The sequence below is a fragment of the Acuticoccus sp. genome, from assembly GCF_965213555.1.
Taxonomy (GTDB): domain Bacteria; phylum Pseudomonadota; class Alphaproteobacteria; order Rhizobiales; family Amorphaceae; genus Acuticoccus.
In genome coordinates this window covers 3,147,304-3,162,153 of the sequence record NZ_OZ243890.1, presented here as the reverse complement: position 1 = coordinate 3,162,153, position 14,850 = coordinate 3,147,304, and the positions used below count along the sequence as shown (strand labels likewise).

General features: G+C 70.5%; 17 protein-coding genes. 13 read left to right on the top strand and 4 right to left on the bottom strand.

The features are described 5' to 3' along the window. Position 1: 1 nt before the first annotated feature. Both ACOOE8_RS14930 and ACOOE8_RS14925 read right to left on the bottom strand, forming a co-directional pair. Positions 2–1,168: an acyl-CoA dehydrogenase family protein gene (locus ACOOE8_RS14930; RefSeq protein WP_420392223.1), complete on the bottom strand. Its 1,167-nt coding sequence runs from the start codon at positions 1,166–1,168 to the stop codon at positions 2–4. A 10-nt stretch (positions 1,169–1,178) separates the two neighbouring features. Next, the gene (locus tag ACOOE8_RS14925; RefSeq protein WP_420392222.1) at positions 1,179–1,874 is read right to left on the bottom strand and encodes an isochorismatase family protein; all 696 of its coding nucleotides are present in this window, start codon (positions 1,872–1,874) and stop codon (positions 1,179–1,181) included. Between the two features lie 229 nt (positions 1,875–2,103). Between ACOOE8_RS14925 and ACOOE8_RS14920 the strand changes: the two genes are divergently transcribed. The 6 genes from ACOOE8_RS14920 to nthA are packed head-to-tail and all read left to right on the top strand — an operon-like array spanning position 2,104 to position 6,071. Next, entirely contained in the window at positions 2,104–2,877 is a 774-nt protein-coding gene (locus tag ACOOE8_RS14920; RefSeq protein ID WP_420392221.1) for an ABC transporter ATP-binding protein, read from the top strand. 1 nt (position 2,878) lies between these two features. Further along, positions 2,879–3,733: an ABC transporter permease gene (locus ACOOE8_RS14915; RefSeq protein ID WP_420392220.1), complete on the top strand. Its 855-nt coding sequence runs from the start codon at positions 2,879–2,881 to the stop codon at positions 3,731–3,733. Positions 3,734–3,773: 40 nt separating this feature from the next. Continuing rightward, a complete protein-coding gene (locus ACOOE8_RS14910; protein WP_420392219.1) occupies positions 3,774–4,811 on the top strand; it encodes an ABC transporter substrate-binding protein in 1,038 nt (345 codons plus the stop codon). 11 nt (positions 4,812–4,822) lie between these two features. Beyond that, positions 4,823–5,149, top strand: a complete 327-nt coding sequence (locus tag ACOOE8_RS14905; RefSeq protein WP_420392218.1) for a hypothetical protein — start codon at positions 4,823–4,825, stop codon at positions 5,147–5,149. Continuing rightward, positions 5,146–5,433 (top strand): SH3-like domain-containing protein, encoded by a 288-nt coding sequence (locus ACOOE8_RS14900; protein ID WP_420392217.1) that lies wholly within the window; start codon positions 5,146–5,148, stop codon positions 5,431–5,433. Before ACOOE8_RS14905 ends, ACOOE8_RS14900 begins: the two co-directional genes overlap by 4 nt. After that, positions 5,430–6,071 carry a nitrile hydratase subunit alpha gene (gene nthA, locus ACOOE8_RS14895; RefSeq protein WP_420392216.1) on the top strand — a complete coding sequence of 214 codons (642 nt, stop codon included), beginning with the start codon at positions 5,430–5,432 and terminating at the stop codon, positions 6,069–6,071. Before ACOOE8_RS14900 ends, nthA begins: the two co-directional genes overlap by 4 nt. Positions 6,072–6,181: 110 nt before the next feature. Here nthA and ACOOE8_RS14890 read toward each other — a convergent pair whose 3' ends face one another. Further along, positions 6,182–7,093: an allantoinase PuuE gene (locus ACOOE8_RS14890; RefSeq protein WP_420392215.1), complete on the bottom strand. Its 912-nt coding sequence runs from the start codon at positions 7,091–7,093 to the stop codon at positions 6,182–6,184. A gap of 4 nt (positions 7,094–7,097) precedes the next feature. Continuing rightward, the gene (locus ACOOE8_RS14885; protein WP_420392214.1) at positions 7,098–7,571 is read right to left on the bottom strand and encodes an ureidoglycolate lyase; all 474 of its coding nucleotides are present in this window, start codon (positions 7,569–7,571) and stop codon (positions 7,098–7,100) included. Between the two features lie 158 nt (positions 7,572–7,729). Between ACOOE8_RS14885 and ACOOE8_RS14880 the strand changes: the two genes are divergently transcribed. From ACOOE8_RS14880 to ACOOE8_RS14850, 7 genes are read left to right on the top strand one after another with little or no spacing between them, the layout of a single operon-like run. Continuing rightward, positions 7,730–8,914 (top strand): ABC transporter ATP-binding protein, encoded by a 1,185-nt coding sequence (locus tag ACOOE8_RS14880; protein ID WP_420392213.1) that lies wholly within the window; start codon positions 7,730–7,732, stop codon positions 8,912–8,914. Between the two features lie 38 nt (positions 8,915–8,952). Continuing rightward, positions 8,953–9,984, top strand: a complete 1,032-nt coding sequence (locus ACOOE8_RS14875) for an extracellular solute-binding protein (protein WP_420392212.1) — start codon at positions 8,953–8,955, stop codon at positions 9,982–9,984. Continuing rightward, positions 9,981–10,874 carry an ABC transporter permease gene (locus tag ACOOE8_RS14870; protein WP_420392211.1) on the top strand — a complete coding sequence of 298 codons (894 nt, stop codon included), beginning with the start codon at positions 9,981–9,983 and terminating at the stop codon, positions 10,872–10,874. The genes ACOOE8_RS14875 and ACOOE8_RS14870 overlap by 4 nt, the downstream gene beginning before the upstream one ends. Then, entirely contained in the window at positions 10,864–11,685 is an 822-nt protein-coding gene (locus tag ACOOE8_RS14865) for an ABC transporter permease (protein ID WP_420392210.1), read from the top strand. Before ACOOE8_RS14870 ends, ACOOE8_RS14865 begins: the two co-directional genes overlap by 11 nt. A 55-nt stretch (positions 11,686–11,740) precedes the next feature. After that, positions 11,741–13,015: an ABC transporter substrate-binding protein gene (locus tag ACOOE8_RS14860; RefSeq protein ID WP_420392209.1), complete on the top strand. Its 1,275-nt coding sequence runs from the start codon at positions 11,741–11,743 to the stop codon at positions 13,013–13,015. A gap of 3 nt (positions 13,016–13,018) precedes the next feature. After that, on the top strand, positions 13,019–14,023 hold the full coding sequence (locus ACOOE8_RS14855; RefSeq protein ID WP_420392208.1) for a carbohydrate ABC transporter permease: 1,005 nt from the start codon (positions 13,019–13,021) through the stop codon (positions 14,021–14,023). Further along, positions 14,020–14,850, top strand: a complete 831-nt coding sequence (locus ACOOE8_RS14850) for a carbohydrate ABC transporter permease (RefSeq protein WP_420392207.1) — start codon at positions 14,020–14,022, stop codon at positions 14,848–14,850. The genes ACOOE8_RS14855 and ACOOE8_RS14850 overlap by 4 nt, the downstream gene beginning before the upstream one ends.

Below are 14,850 nucleotides of genomic sequence, written 5' to 3'. Positions count from 1 at the left end.
GTCAGGCGGTCCGCGCCTCTGGCAGGCGCTGCGGGAAGCGAGCCTCGAAGATGCCCTCAGCGATGCGGTTCCTCATCATTTCCGCCGAGCCGCCGGCGATCAGCCAGCCCCGCGACTTGCGAAAGCAGTACTCGACGAGGTGCTCGGTGGAGTAGCCCGTGCCGCCCATGATCTGCACCGCCTCGTTGGCCGCGTCGAACCCGGCGCGGTTGCACATCAGCTTGGCGAGCGCGGTGTCCTGGGCCGACGGCAGGCCCTGATCGGCCTTCACCGCGGCGCGGTAGAGCAGGAGCTGCGCCGCCTCGAGCGCCACCAGCATGTCCGCAAACTTCCATTGCAGGCCCTGGAACTCGCACAGCGGCCGGCCGAACTGGGTGCGCGTCTGGGCGTGCTCGCGCGCTGCCTCGAAGGCGTACTGGCCGAGCGAGCGGGCGCGCGCCGCATTGCCGATCCGCTCGGCGTTGAACCCCGCGATCTGCCGCTTGAAGCCGCCGGGGCCGAGGAGGACGTTGTGCGGCTCGATGCGCACGCCGTCGAAGTGCAGCGCGCACCACTCCTCGCCGTTGGTGTAGGCCGTGGGCTTGCCGAACGAGAAGCCCTCCTGCCCACGCTCCATGAGGACCGAGCCGATGCCGCCGACGCCCGGCCCGAAGCGCACGTAGATGAGGAAGACGTTCGCCTCGCACGAGTGGCTGGTGAACACCTTGCCGCCGGTGATGCGGTAGCCGCCGTCGCCGTCCGGCTCGGCGCGCGTCTTGAGGTCGGTGACGGCCGAGCCCGCGTCCGCCTCGCTCATTCCGAGCCCGAGGACGGCCTCCCCGGCGAGGAGCTGCGGCAGGAAGCGCTCCTTCTGCTGCGGGCTCGCGTACTCGGCGAAGGTGCGGATCGAGCCGAAGTTGCCCTGCTGCACCGCGTCGGCGCCGCGCGGGTCAGCGAGGGCCACCTGCTCGATGGCGATGACGGCGTCCATGAGCGATCCGCCGTGGCCGCCGTCGGCCTCCGGCAGGGTGATCCCCATGAGGCCCTGCGCGGCGCAGGCCTTGGCGACGTCGAAGGGGAAGCCGGGCCGATGCGCCCGGGCGAGCGCGTCCGGCGCCAGGCGATCCTCCGCGAAGCGTCGCACGCTGTCCTTGAAGAGCTCCTGCTCCTCGGTGAAGGTAAAGTCCATGAATGGAGCCTCAGGCGACGGCGCGCGCGGCGAAGCGGCGCTCGAGCTCGGCGACGACGTCGGCCATCGGCTCCACGTCGGCGAACTTCATGTCCATGTCGAAGAGGTTCGCGCGGTGCGCCTGTGGGCTGCGGTCGCCCACCGCCTCCTTCGGCACGATCACACGCAGGTTGTGGGAGAACGCGTCCGTCACCCCCGCACGCACGCAGCCGGAGGTGGAGATGCCGACGACGACCAGCGTGTCCACCCCGTCGTAGCGCAGGAAGGACTCGAGCGGCGTCTCGAAGAAGCACGAGGGCTTGTTCTTGTGCACCACGACGTCCTGCGGCCGCGGCGCGTAGGAGGGCGGCCACTCGTCGGCGCGTGGGTCGCGACTGTACTGGAAGTCGTCGGCGATGCCGAGCTTGAGGTTCCAGATGCCGCGCTGGACCGGGTGGCGGCGGTCGTCGCGCCGGCTGTAGTAGATCGGCAGCTCGAGGGCGCGGAAGACGCGCGTCATCTCCTCGATGGCGGCGACGAGCTCCGGCATCTCGCCGCCGCACTGGGAGTAGGCGGGGTCCACGAACATGTACGTCGTGTCGATGTTGAGCAGCGCCGGGCGCGACCCGACGCCGATCTTGTTGCCGAACTTTCCCTTGACGTAGGCGTCGAGCTCCTCGTCGGGGACGAAGCCGCGCCACTTCTCGATCTTGTCGGTGCCGCCCATGCGTCCCGCCTCCGTTCGCTGCGCCGTCGTCAAGACGATAGGTGCGTGCTTGGCCCGAAACAACGGTGACAATTGGGGCTCGATGTGCAGACTCAAGCAGCATCGTGCGCACGGCGGCTCGGATCGTGCGGGTTCTTGCGCCCCCTTTGAAGGAACGCTTGTGTCAGGCGAAGCGCGAACCGCAGCTCCGGGCGACCAGCGCACCACCGCGCCTGGTGCGCAGGCGCCCGTGCTGATCGCTTACGAGAACGTGGGGAAGACCTTCGAGACGCTGGAGGGCGACCTCACCGCCGTGCGGGACGTGAACCTTGCCGTGCGCCGCGGCGAGTTCGTGACGCTCGTCGGCCCGTCCGGCTGCGGCAAGTCCACCCTGCTCAACATGGCGGCGGGCCTGTTCGCGCCCACCGTCGGCACCGTGCGATACGACGGCGAGGAGGTCGCGCCCTACAACCAGCGCGTCGGCTACATGACGCAGAACGATCACCTGCTGCCCTGGCGCGACGCGCGGGACAACGTGCTGGTGCCGCTCGAGATCCGCGGCATGGGCCGCGGCGAGGCACAGGACCGGGTGGACGAGTTGCTCGAGCAACTCGGGCTCAAGGGCTTCGAGCGCGCCTACCCCTCGCAGCTCTCCGGCGGCATGAAGAAGCGCACGGCGCTGGCTCGCCTTCTCGCCTACGACCCCGAAGCGCTCCTCATGGACGAGCCGTTCGGCGCCCTCGACGCGCAGCTGCGCCTGAAGATGCAGATCGAGATCCTGCGCCTTGCGCGCACGCTGAGGAAGACCGTCGTCTTCGTGACCCACGACCTCGACGAGGCGGTCAGCCTCGCCGACCGCACCGCGGTGTTCTCGGCGCGGCCGGGCACGATCATCCGCGTCGTGGACGTGCCGCTCGGCGAGGAGCGCGACCTCCTCACCCTGCGCCGGGACAGCGCCTACCGCGACCTCACGGCGGAGCTGTGGGACCACCTGTCGCCGACCGTCGACCACGCGGAGGGCTGAGATGGCCACGGACATCCACCTCCCCGCGAGCGGCGCGGCGCCGACCAGCGCAGCATCGAGGCGCGTCGCCGAGGAACGGCGCCGACGGCTCACCATCTGGGTCGCGCGAGCCGCGCTCCTCGTCGCCATCATCGGGATCTGGCAGTTCTCCGCCGGGCGGCTGATCTCCGACTTCTTCATCGGCCGGCCGACGGAGATCGCCGAGACGCTGTGGCGCTGGGCGGCGTCGGGCGAGCTGTTCTTCCACGGCGGGATCACCGCCATCGAGGCGCTGCTCGGCTTCCTCCTCGGCAGCGCCCTCGGGATGAGCGTCGGCATCGTGCTCGGCCGCTCGCAGATGCTGGCCGACGTGCTCGATCCCTTCATCACCATGTTCTACAGCCTGCCGAAGGTGGCGCTCGCGCCGATGTTCATCCTGTGGTTCGGCATCGGCATCGACATGAAGATCTACCTCACGGCGACGATCGTGTTCTTCCTCGTGTTCCTCAACACCTACTCGGGCGTGCGCGCGGTCAGCCGCGAGCAGATCGCGATCCTGCGGCTGATGGGGGCGAACGAGCGGCACATCCTGCGCAAGGTCGTCGTCCCGTCGGCCATCACGTGGGTGTTCAACGGGCTGCGCCTGTCGGTGCCTTACGCGCTCATCGGCGCCATCGTCGGCGAGCTCATCGCGTCCAACAAGGGGCTCGGCTACCTGCTCGCCAACGCGTCCGGCCAGTTTGACACGTCGGCGATGTTCGCTGCGCTCATCGCCATCATGATCCTGGCGCTGATGCTGAACACGGCGGTGCGCTGGTTCGAGCACGTGGCGATGCCGTGGAAGTCGGTGGAGAGCCGCCGCGAGATGTCGATCTAGGGCGACCCGAAGACGGGCGCCGATGAACACGGAGAAACGCATGATGGGTTGGATGAGGGGCGCAGCCGCCACGGCGGTGATGGCTGGGGCGCTCGCAGCGGCTCCTGTCGCGAGCGCGCAGGAGGAGGTGACCTTCGCGCTGCCGAGCGTCGGTATGCTCTACCTGCCGGTCTACGCCGCGGACGTCATGGGCTACTTCGAGGAGGAGGGGATCGCCGCCGACATCCGCGTCTTCAAGTCCGGCGGCGGGGCGGCCATGGCCTCCGTCATCAGCGGCGACACCCACGTCTACCCGGGCACGCCAGCGGCCGCCATGCGCGCCGTCGAGCAAGGCACGGACGTGCGCATCTTCGCGGCGCTGATGACGCAGTACGCCTCCAACGTCGTCATCCGCGGCGAGGTCGCTCAGGAGAAGGGCATCACCGAGGACGCCTCCCTCGAGGAGCGGTTGGCCGCGCTCGAGGGGCTCAACATCGGCGTCACGGGCGCCGGCAGCGGCACGCACCAGCTCGCACTCTACCTGGTCCAGCAGGCCGGCCTCGATCCCGACACGGACGCCACCATCGTCTTCGTGGGCGGCAGCCGTGAGATCCTGGCCTCCTTCGAGCTCGGCCGGATCGACGCCTTCATCCTGTCGAACCCCACCTCCGACACCGCCATCGAGGAGCACGGCGGGATGCTCCTGTTCGACATGGCCGCGGGCGCGATCCCCGAGCTCGACGGCTACCTCTACATCACGCTGAACGCGCGCAAGAGCTGGCTCGACGAGGACCCCGAGCGCACCACCGGTTTGGTGCGGGCGATCCATCAGGCGCAGCAGGCCATGCACGACCCCGAGCGGACCGAGGCGGTGCGCGACGCGGTCTACGAAGGCTACTTCGACCAGTTCGAGCGCGACCTGTTCAACGCGGCGTGGACCCGCGTCGTGCCTGCCTACCCCACCTCGCCGGAGCTCTCCGTCGACAAGCTCGAGCGCGTCATCGAGTTCCTGAACGAGTTCTCCGACCGCGGGTTCGACCCCTCGCTGGCGCAGGAGGCGATGACCAACGAGTACGTCGAGCGGGCGATGACCAACTGAGCGGCGGTCCGATGCACGACGCGCAAGGCGAGCGGCCCATCCACGACCTCGGCGGCGAGCCGGCGGGTCCCATGGACCTTGCGCCGCACGAGCCGACGCTGGTCGAACGGCGGGTCGACGCCCTCATGATGCTCCTGCGGGCGCCGCCCCGCGCGTTGTGGACCGCCGATGAGAACCGGCGGACCATCGAGGGCCTGCCGCCCGAGCTCTACGACGGCGCCGCGTACTACGCGCGCTGGGTCCACGCCATGCGCCGCCTCCTCGTGGAGAAGGGCGTGCTCACCGAGGCGGAGATCGAGGCGCGGATCGCGAAGGTCCGCGCCGGGAGCGAGGCGTGAGCGCGCGGTTCGCCGAGGGCGACCGCGTGCGCGTGGCCGACCGCTCGGCGACGGGCCACGTGCGCACGCCACTGTACCTGCGCGGCCGCACCGGCGTCGTCGCGCGTCGGCACGGCGCGTTCGCCAACCCCGAGACTTTGGCGTACGGTGGGGACGGGTTGCCCAAGCGCCCGCTCTACGAGGTGCGCTTCCCCATGGCCGACGTCTGGGGCGAGGGGGCGTTCGCGGCCGGCGACACCCTCACTGCCGACCTCTACGAGCACTGGCTGGAGCTGGCACCATGAGCGTCCACCACCACCACCACGACCACGCGGCCCCAACGGACCATCCGGAGCTGACCGAGGACTGGCACGTCCTCGAGGCTGCGCTGCGCGAGCTCCTCGTCGAGAAGGGCGTCCTCACCGCCCGCGAGATCGAGGACACCATCGAGGGCTGGCAGGGAAAGTCACCGGACAACGGCGCCGCGGTCGTCGCCCGCGCCTGGGTCGACGAGGCGTACCGTGCGCGCCTCCTCGCCGACGCCAACGCGGCCGTCGCCGAGCTCGGCTACCCCTTCGAGGGACTGAGGCTCGTGGCGCTCGAGAACACGCAGCGCGTCCATCACGTGGTCGTCTGCACGCTGTGCTCGTGCTACCCGCGCGCCCTCCTCGGCATCCCGCCGCTCTGGTACAAGTCTCGCGCGTACCGCTCGCGGACCGTGCGCGAGCCGCGCGCCGTGCTCGCCGAGTTCGGCACGCACCTGCCGGACGACGTCGAGGTGCGTGTCGTCGACAGCACGGCGGACTGCCGCTACCTCGTCGTCCCGCGCCGCCCCGACGGCACGGACGACTTGTCCGAGCCCGAGCTCGCCGCGCTCGTCACCCGCGACAGCCTGATCGGCACGGCGACCGCCCTCGCACCGGACGGTCGGCGCGCCGCCTAGAGCACCCTGGGGCTTCTCAGACCCAGATTAGATGCTCTAGCTCCTTGATCTAGGGAAGTTTTTTAGGGGTTGGTGGTTTCCACCCAACCCCAAACCGCTCTAGCCGACGGTCACGGCCCTGGGTAGGGGTGCGTCTCCGCCCAGTGGCGCGCGATGTCGAGCCGGCGGGTGACCCATACGCCCTCGGTGCCCCTCACGTGGTCGAGGAACCGCTCGAGCCCCGCCGCTCGTGCCGGGTGGCCGACGAGGCGCATGTGGAGGCCGACGGACATCATCTTCGGCTGCGTCGCGCCCTCCCTAACCAACAGGTCGAACGCGTCCTTCAGGACCTCGAAGAACTGCGTGCCCGTGACCATGCCGCTGCGCCCGAACTTCGCGTCGTTGTTCGTCAACGTGTAGGGGACGACGAGGTGCGGGCGGCCCGACACCGTCGTCCAGTAGGGCAGCTCGTCGTCGTAGGCGTCGCTGTCGTAGAGGAAGCCACCCTCCTCCACGAGGAGGCGGCGCGTGTTGAGGCTGGGGCCGTACCGGCAGTACCAGCCGAGCGGGCGCTCGCCGACCGTCTCCTGAATCGATGCGACCGCCTTCCTGACGTGCTCGCGCTCCTCCGCCTCGTCGAGCCTGAAGTGCTCGACCCAGCGCCAGCCGTGGCAGCAAACGTCGTGCCCGGCGTTGGCAATGGCCGCCGCGGCGCGCGGGTTGCGCTCCAACGCCAGCGCGCAGCCGAACACGGTGAGCGGCATGTCGCGCTCGGCGAACAGGCGCATGAGGCGCCAGAAGCCGACGCGCGAGCCGTAGGCGAACATGCCCTCGCCGGCGAGGTCGCGGCCTGGCACCGGTGCGCCGGCGAACTCCGTGAGCGCGGTCTCGGTGACCCCCTCGCCGTCCTGGAAGGAGGGCTCCGAGCCCTCCTCGTAGTTCATGACGAAGTTGATCGCGAGGCGGGCGCCGTTCGGCCATTGCGGGTCCGGCGGCGTATCGGCGTACCCCACGAGGTCGCGGGTGTGATGATCGGGCTCCACGGCGTCAGGCCTCCACCAGGCGGGGTTCGATGTCGACGAACTCCTCGTCCGTCGGGCCGCCATCGAGCCACATGACGACCGCGAAGGACGCAGGCGCGGCGAGCACCGAGAGCGGATGGTGCCAGACGTTCGCGCCGTAGGTGACGCCGACACCGCCCGAGGCGACGAACGCGCGCGCCTCGGCAAGGTCCGGCCCGCCCGAGGGTGCGTCCGGCGCGACCATGACGAGGAACGGCACGTCGCCGAGGGGCACGAAGCTCTGCGAGCTGAACTCGTGCCGCTCCATGCGTCGCGCCTCGTGGGGCAGCGCCGTCGCCACCTCCACGCGGGTGAGGGACAGGCTGGGCGCCGCCCCCGGGCGCAGGCTCGCGAGCGCGCCGGAGTAGTACGTGCGGCCCGGGGAGCCTGGCGGCGTCAGCACCTCGCCGAACGGGGCGAACGCCGCTTCGCCGAGCGGCTCGGCCTTCAAGGTCTGCACGGTCGTCCTCCCACGCTGTCGTCGGTGCAGGGTGCCAAACATCGGCGCCACCGGCCTGCGCATAATTTGCGCAGCCCGTGGCTGGAGGATGGGGCTCGTCGCCGAGACGTGCTGGCACGCGCCTTGCTACACAACGTCAGAGCCACGGCGGAGACCGCATGAGCGTCCACTCACCACCGCGCGCCGTCCCGAGGGAGGCCGCAGCGCCTGCGAGCGGCGGGCGCCCGGCGGCGGCACGACCCGTCCAGCGGCCGTCCGGCGTCAGCCTCGATGTGGAGGGCGTCAGCCACAGCTTCGGCGCGTTCCGCGCGCTGGACGACGTCACGCTCAACGTCGATCCGGGGGAGATCGTCGCGCTGCTGGGGCCGTCCGGCTGCGGCAAATCCACGTTGCTGCGCGTCGTCGCCGGCTTCCTGCAACAGAGCGCCGGCTCGGTCAGCGTCGATGGCACGCGGGTCGACCGCACGGCGCCCGGTGCGCGCAACGTCGGCATCGTGTTCCAGAACTACGCACTGTTCCCGCACATGAGCGTCGCGCAGAACGTCGGCTACGGCCTTTCCGCGCGCGGCAGGCCGCGCCGCGAGGTGCGCGAGGCGGTCGCCCGCTTCCTCGACGTCGTGCGCATGGAGGGGTTCGCCGACCGCCGCCCGCGCCAGCTCTCGGGCGGGCAGCAGCAGCGCGTGGCCCTCGCCCGCGCGCTCGCCATCGAGCCCGGCATCCTCCTCCTCGACGAGCCGTTCGCTGCCCTCGACAAGAACCTGCGCCTCGACATGCAGATCGAGATCAAGCGCTTGCAGCGCCAGTTCGGCCTCACCGCCATCCTCGTTACCCACGACCAGGAGGAGGCGATGAGCATCGCCGACCGCGTGGCGGTGATGGACCGGGGACGCATCGAGCAGCTCGGCACCGCGGTGGCCGTGTACGACCGGCCGGCGTCGCTGTTCGTCAACGGGTTCATCGGCTCGTCGAACCTCTTCCCCGGCGCGGTGCGCATGGTCGACGGCGACAACGCCCTCGTGGAGCTCGACGCCGGGACCCGCGTCCTCGCCCCGAACCCGGCGCGGATCGGGGTCGGCGAGCGCGCCGTCCTGTCCTTCCGCCCCGAGGCGCTCGCGCTCTACGACGAGGCGGATCCGTCGCGCGTTCCCGTGCGCTGCCGCATGAGCCTGCCGCTGGGCGGCCTCATGGTGCTCGACCTCGAGACCGAGGGTGGGCAGACGATCAAGCTGACCCGCATGCGCGACGGCCCTCCGCCCACGGCAGACGCGCTGGCGTACTGCGGCGCGGCGCCCGGTGCGCGGCCGTCGCTGTTCCCCATGCCAGCCGACGGCGCCGTCCCGTGACCGCGCCAACCCGGAACGACAACCACGAAGGACGAACCATGAGCCGACCTAATCTGAACCGCCGCACGTTCCTTGGCGGCACCGCAGGCCTTGCCGGGGCAACGCTCATGGGCCGGCCTGCGCTCGCCGCCGGCTCCGTGACGGCCGCGATCTACCCCGGCACCTGGGAGGAGGCGTTCCGCGACATCGTCGCTCCCGCGCTGATGGAAGAGCACGACATCGACCTTCAACTTGACCCCGCCTACGCCGTCGACCAGATCGCGAAGGCGCGGGCCGCCCGTGGCCTCCCGCCGTTCGACGTGTTCGTGCTCGACCCCGGGCCGGCCGCGAGCGGGCTCGAGATGGGGCTCTACGCGCCGCTCGACCTCTCGAAGCTGACCAACGCCGGCAAGCTGCCGGAGGCCTTCGTCAGCGAGACGGGCGTGCCCGTCGCCGCGCAGGTTGTCGGCATCGGCTACAACCCCACCAAGCTCGACGCGCCCTCGGGCTGGGCGGCGCTGTTCGAGGATCCCTACGCGAGCCGGCTCGGCCTCACCGGCTTCCAGACCACGTTCGGCACGACCTCGCTCATCGAGATCGCCAAGGCGTTCGGGGGGTCGCAGACCGACATCGACCCGGCGATGGCGAGGATCCAGGAGATCCTGCCGAAGGTCGCCGCGGTGGCGCAGCCGGCCTCCATGGCGGGGCTGTTCCAGCAGGGGCAGATCGACGTGATGTACACCAACACGCAGACGGTCGCGAACCTCAAGGGGCGCGGCGTCGACATCGAGTTCGCCGTGCCCGACACCGGCGCCATCGCGTTCGTGACGACGATGCACCTCGTCGAGGACGCGGAGAACCCGGACAACGCGCACAAGTACATCGATACGGTGATCTCGCAGGGCGTGCAGTCGCGCCTCATGGAGGCGCCGTTCAACTTCGTCCCGGTGAACGGCGACGTGGAGCTGATCGCATCGCTCCCCATGGCCTCGCTCGACGAGATGTCCTCGTTCGTGCGGCACGACTGGGGTGAGATCAACCCGCTGCGGCCGGGCTGGATCGAGCGGTTCAACCGCGAAGTCGCGAAGTGACGACCGCGGCCGCGCCCTCGGCTTCGGGGAGCGCCGCGCGGCGCCTCCCCCTCGCCGTCGGCGACTGGCCGCTGGTGGCGCCGATGGCAATCCTGTTCGTCGGCTTCTTCCTCGGTCCCCTCGCGCTCTTGGCTTGGGTGAGCCTGCACAACGACATCGAGATGACCGAGGTCGGCCTCGGCAGCTGGATGAAGTTCCTCGGCGACCCGTTCTACCTCAACGTCGCCCTCGACACCGTCCTCCTCGGCTTCAAGACGGTGGCGCTCACCCTGGTGCTCGGCGTGCCCATGGCGCTCCTGTTCCTGTCCGCTGGCCCCCGGGTGCGCGGGCTGCTCCTGTTTCTCATCGTGCTGCCGCTCCTGCTGTCGGTGGTGGTGCGGACCTTCGCGTGGATCGTGATCCTCGGCCGCGAAGGGCTGGTGAACACGCTCGCGATGGACCTCGGGCTCACCGCGACGCCGCTGCGGCTGCTGCAGACCGAGCTCGGCCTCGTCATCGCGCTGGCGCAGATCGAGCTGCCGCTGATGCTCTTGCCGCTGCTCGCCGTCATGGGGCGGATCGACCCGAACGTCCTCGACGCCTCCATGGCGCTCGGGGCGAGCCGCTTCCGCACGTTCTTCAAGGTGATCCTGCCGCTCAGCCTGCCGGGCATCATCGCTGGCTGCCTGCTCGTGTTCGCGAGCTCGACGGCGGCGTTCATCTCCCAGTCCGTCATCGGCGGCGGACGGCTCATCTACATGCCGCTCATCATCTGGCAGCAATCCATCGTGGTCTACAACTGGCCGTTCGCGGCCGTCGTCTCCATCGCGCTCCTCGTGTCGGTGCTCGCCATCCTGGCGCTGATCTCGGCGCTCGGTCGCCTCGCGCAGGGGGCCGCCCATGCGCGCTAGCCGGTCGCGCTCGCCCATGGACGTCGCCTACTGGGTCCTCGTCGGCGGCCTCGGCGGGGTCGCGATCCTCATCCTCGTCCTGCCGGTCGTCGTCGTCCTCGTGACATCGCTGACGAGCGAGGCGAGCCTCAGGTTCCCGCCACCGGGGCTGTCGCTGCGCTGGTACGAGGCTCTGTTCAACCGCGCCGAGTCCGGCCACATCCACGGTGCGGCGTGGAACAGCCTCACCGTCGCCCTGTGGAGCGCGGGCGCCGCGATGGTGGTCGGCACCACCGCAGCGCTCTGGCTCGACCGTCGGCGCGGCGCCACCGGCCGCGTCCTCGACACGGTGTTCATGTCGCCCCTCGTCCTGCCGATGCTGGCGTTCGGCCTCGCGACCCTCATCCTCCTCACCACGATGCGGGTCCGCCCGACGCTGTTCCTCCTCGCGGCCGGGCACCTCGTCGTCATCGTGCCCTTCGTGCTGCGCACGGTGGCAGCGAGCGTGACGCAGGTGGACCGCGCGCTCATCGACTCGTCCGCCGCGCTCGGCGCCGGTCCGCTCTACACCTTCCGCCGCGTGACGCTCCCGGTAATTCTACCGGGGATCGTGTCGGGCGTGTTCCTCGCCTTCATGGCCTCACTCGACAACGTTCCGATCTCGCTGTTCCTGTCCACCGCCCGCACGGACATGCTGCCGATCCGGCTGTGGGGCATGATGGAGTCCACCCTCGACGTGCGCGTCGCCGCCGCGTCCGGCGTCCTCATCGTGGCAACGACGCTCCTCATCGTCCTCATGAACCGCTGGACCGGGCTCGCCCGACGCCTCTAGGCTCCGAACCGACGGGACAGGGGTCGATGCCCTCCGGTCGAGGATGGAGGGCGTGATGGAGGGATGGGTCCGCGCGGCGTGCGCCGCGATCGCGGTGGCCGCGGCGGCCGCGCCGTCGTCCGAGGCACGGGCGGCGACGATCGCGATCTCGTGCAGCGCGCTCGGCACCGAGCTGCGGCTGTGCCGCGAGGGCGCCGAGGCGTGGGCGGCCGAGACCGGGCACGAGGTCACGCTCGTGTCGACGCCGAACTCGGCGACCGAGCGCCTCGCGCTCTACCTGCAGATCCTCTCCGCCGGCGCGGACGACATCGACGTCTACCAGATCGACGTCATCTGGCCCGGCCTCCTCGCCGACCACCTCCTCGACCTCGCCCCGCACATGGACGGCGCGCAGACGGCCCACGTCGACGCCATGGTCGAGGCTGCGACGGTCGACGGTGAGCTGAAGGCGATGCCCTGGTTCGCCGACGCGGGCGTGCTGTACTACCGCGCCGACCTCCTCGAGGCCTACGGGCTGGAGCCGCCGCGCACCTGGGACGCGCTGGAGGCCGCTGCCCGCACCGTCATGGACGGCGAGCGGGCGAAGGGGGACGACGACCTCTGGGGCTACGTCTTCCAGGGCCGCGCCTACGAGGGCCTCACGGTCAACGCGCTCGAGTGGATCGCGAGCCACGGCGGGGGCACCATCGTGGCGGACGACGGCACGGTCACGGTGAACAACGCGCGGGCGGCCGAGGCGCTGGCGACGGCGGCGGGCTGGATCGGCACCATCGCGCCAGAGGGCGTGCTCAACTATGCCGAGGAGGAGGCGCGCGGGCTGTTCCAGTCCGGGAACGCCGTCTTCATGCGCAACTGGCCCTACGCCTACGCCCTCGCGGACGGCGAGGGGAGCCCGGTGCGCGGCAGGGTCGGCGTCGCGGTGCTGCCGAAGGGCGGCGATGACGGTCGGCACACCGGCACGCTCGGCGGCCAGCTCCTCGCCGTGTCACGCTACTCGAGGCACCCGGAGATCGCGGCCGACCTCGTGCGTCACCTGACCTCCGCCGATGAACAGAGGCGCCGCGCCCTCGAGGGTGCGTTCAACCCCACCGTGGCGGCGCTGCTCGAGGACGAGGAGCTGAACGCCGCCCTGCCCTTCCTCGACGACCTGTCGGACACCTTCGCAAATGCCGTCGCGCGCCCCTCGAGCGTGACCGGCGAGCACTACAACCGCGTCTCGAACGCCTTCTGGAACGCGGTGCACGACGTCCTGTCGGGGAGCACGGCGGCGGGTCCGGCGCTCGCCGAGCTCGAGCGCACGCTGGCGAGGATCAGGCGGCGCGGCTGGTAAGGGATGCCGGAGGCACCGTCCGCCACGCCTCGCCCTGCGGCGCGCGCGCCGATCCCCATCGGCGAGGCGGGGAGCGGCCGGGCCGAGGCGAGCCGACCACCCCGCGGCGCGGCGGGCCGCGCGAGGGTCCGCTCGGCGGCGCTCCTCCTCGCGCCGATGCTCCTCGCGCTGGTGCTCGTCGCGGGCTGGCCGCTGGCGCGCACCATCGGATACGCCATCACCGACGCCACGCTGTCGGACCTAGCGGACCCTGCGTTCGTCGGGTTGGACAACTTCTACAACACGGCGTGGGGCGGGCTGCTGGCCGATCCGACGTGGTGGAACGCGGTCTGGAACACGCTCACCTTCGCCGTCCTCTCCGTGGCGCTGGAGACGGTGCTCGGCCTCGTCGTCGCCCTCGCGCTCAACGTGTCGTTCCCCGGCCGCGGCCTCGTGCGGGCGGCGATCCTAATCCCGTGGGCGATCCCGACGATCGTGTCGGCGCAGATGTGGGCGTGGATGCTCAACGATCAGTTCGGCGTCATCAACCACCTCCTGATGGGCGCCGGCTTGATCGCCGCCCCCGTGGCGTGGACGGCGAACGCCGACACCGCGCTCCTCGCCGTCATCGTCGTCGACGTGTGGAAGGCGACGCCCTTCATGGCGCTCCTGATCCTCGCCGGCCTCCAGATGCTGCCGCAGGACTGCTACGAGGCGGCTAGGGTGGACGGGGTGCCCGCGTGGACGGTGTTCTGGCGCGTGACGCTGCCGCTCATCTACCCCGCCATCGCCGTCGCCGTGATCTTCCGCGGGCTCGACGCGCTGCGCGTGTTCGACCTCATCTACGTCCTGACGTCCAACGCCGAGGACACGATGTCGATGTCGGTGTACGCCCGCCAGCAGCTCGTGGACTTCCAGGACGTCGGCTACGGCTCGGCCGCCTCGACCATGCTCTTCCTCATCATCGCGCTGATCACGATCGCGACCATCATGATCGGTCGCGTCGACCTGTCCGGCGAGGGACGATGAGGCACTGGTCCCTCCCAGCGAAGGTCGGCTTTGGCGCGCTGGTCGGCGTCATCGCCGTCCTTGCATTGTTCCCGTTCTACTACGCGCTGGTGTCGAGCACGCAGCCGGCCTCCGCGCTGTTCACCCCCCGCTTCCTGCCCGAGCTCAACCTCGACAACTACCGCGCGGTGTTCGCCGAGCAGCCGTTCGCGCGCAACATCGCCAACTCCGTGGTCGTCGCGACCGCGGTCGTCGCCCTCTCGCTCGCGCTCGCGGTCACCGCGTCCTACGCGCTGGCGCGGGTCAGGTTCCGCGGGCGCATCGCGCTGCTCCTCACCATCCTGTCGGTTTCGATGTTCCCCCAGGTCGCCGTCCTGTCGGGCATGTTCGCGCTGGTGCGGTCGCTCGGACTCTACAACACGATCTGGGGGCTGGTGCTTGCCAACCTCGTCCTCACGCTGCCGTTCACCGTGTGGGTGCTGACGACGTTCATGCGGCAGCTCCCCAAGGAGGTGGAGGAGGCCGCGATCGTCGACGGCGCCGGGCCGCTCACCATCATCGTGCGCGTGTTCCTGCCGCTCCTGTGGCCGGCGATGGTGACGACCGGCCTGCTCGCCTTCATCGCCGCCTGGAACGAGTTCCTGTTCGCCCTCACCTTCACCCTGTCCAACGAGGTGCGCACCGTGCCCGTCGCCATCGCGCTCCTGTCGGGCGGCAGCCAGTACGAGCTCCCCTGGGGGCGCATCATGGCGGCCTCGGTGATCGTGACGGTGCCGCTCGTCGTCCTCGTCCTCGTCTTTCAGCGTCGGATCGTGGCGGGGCTGACCGCCGGCGCGGTGAAGGGCTGA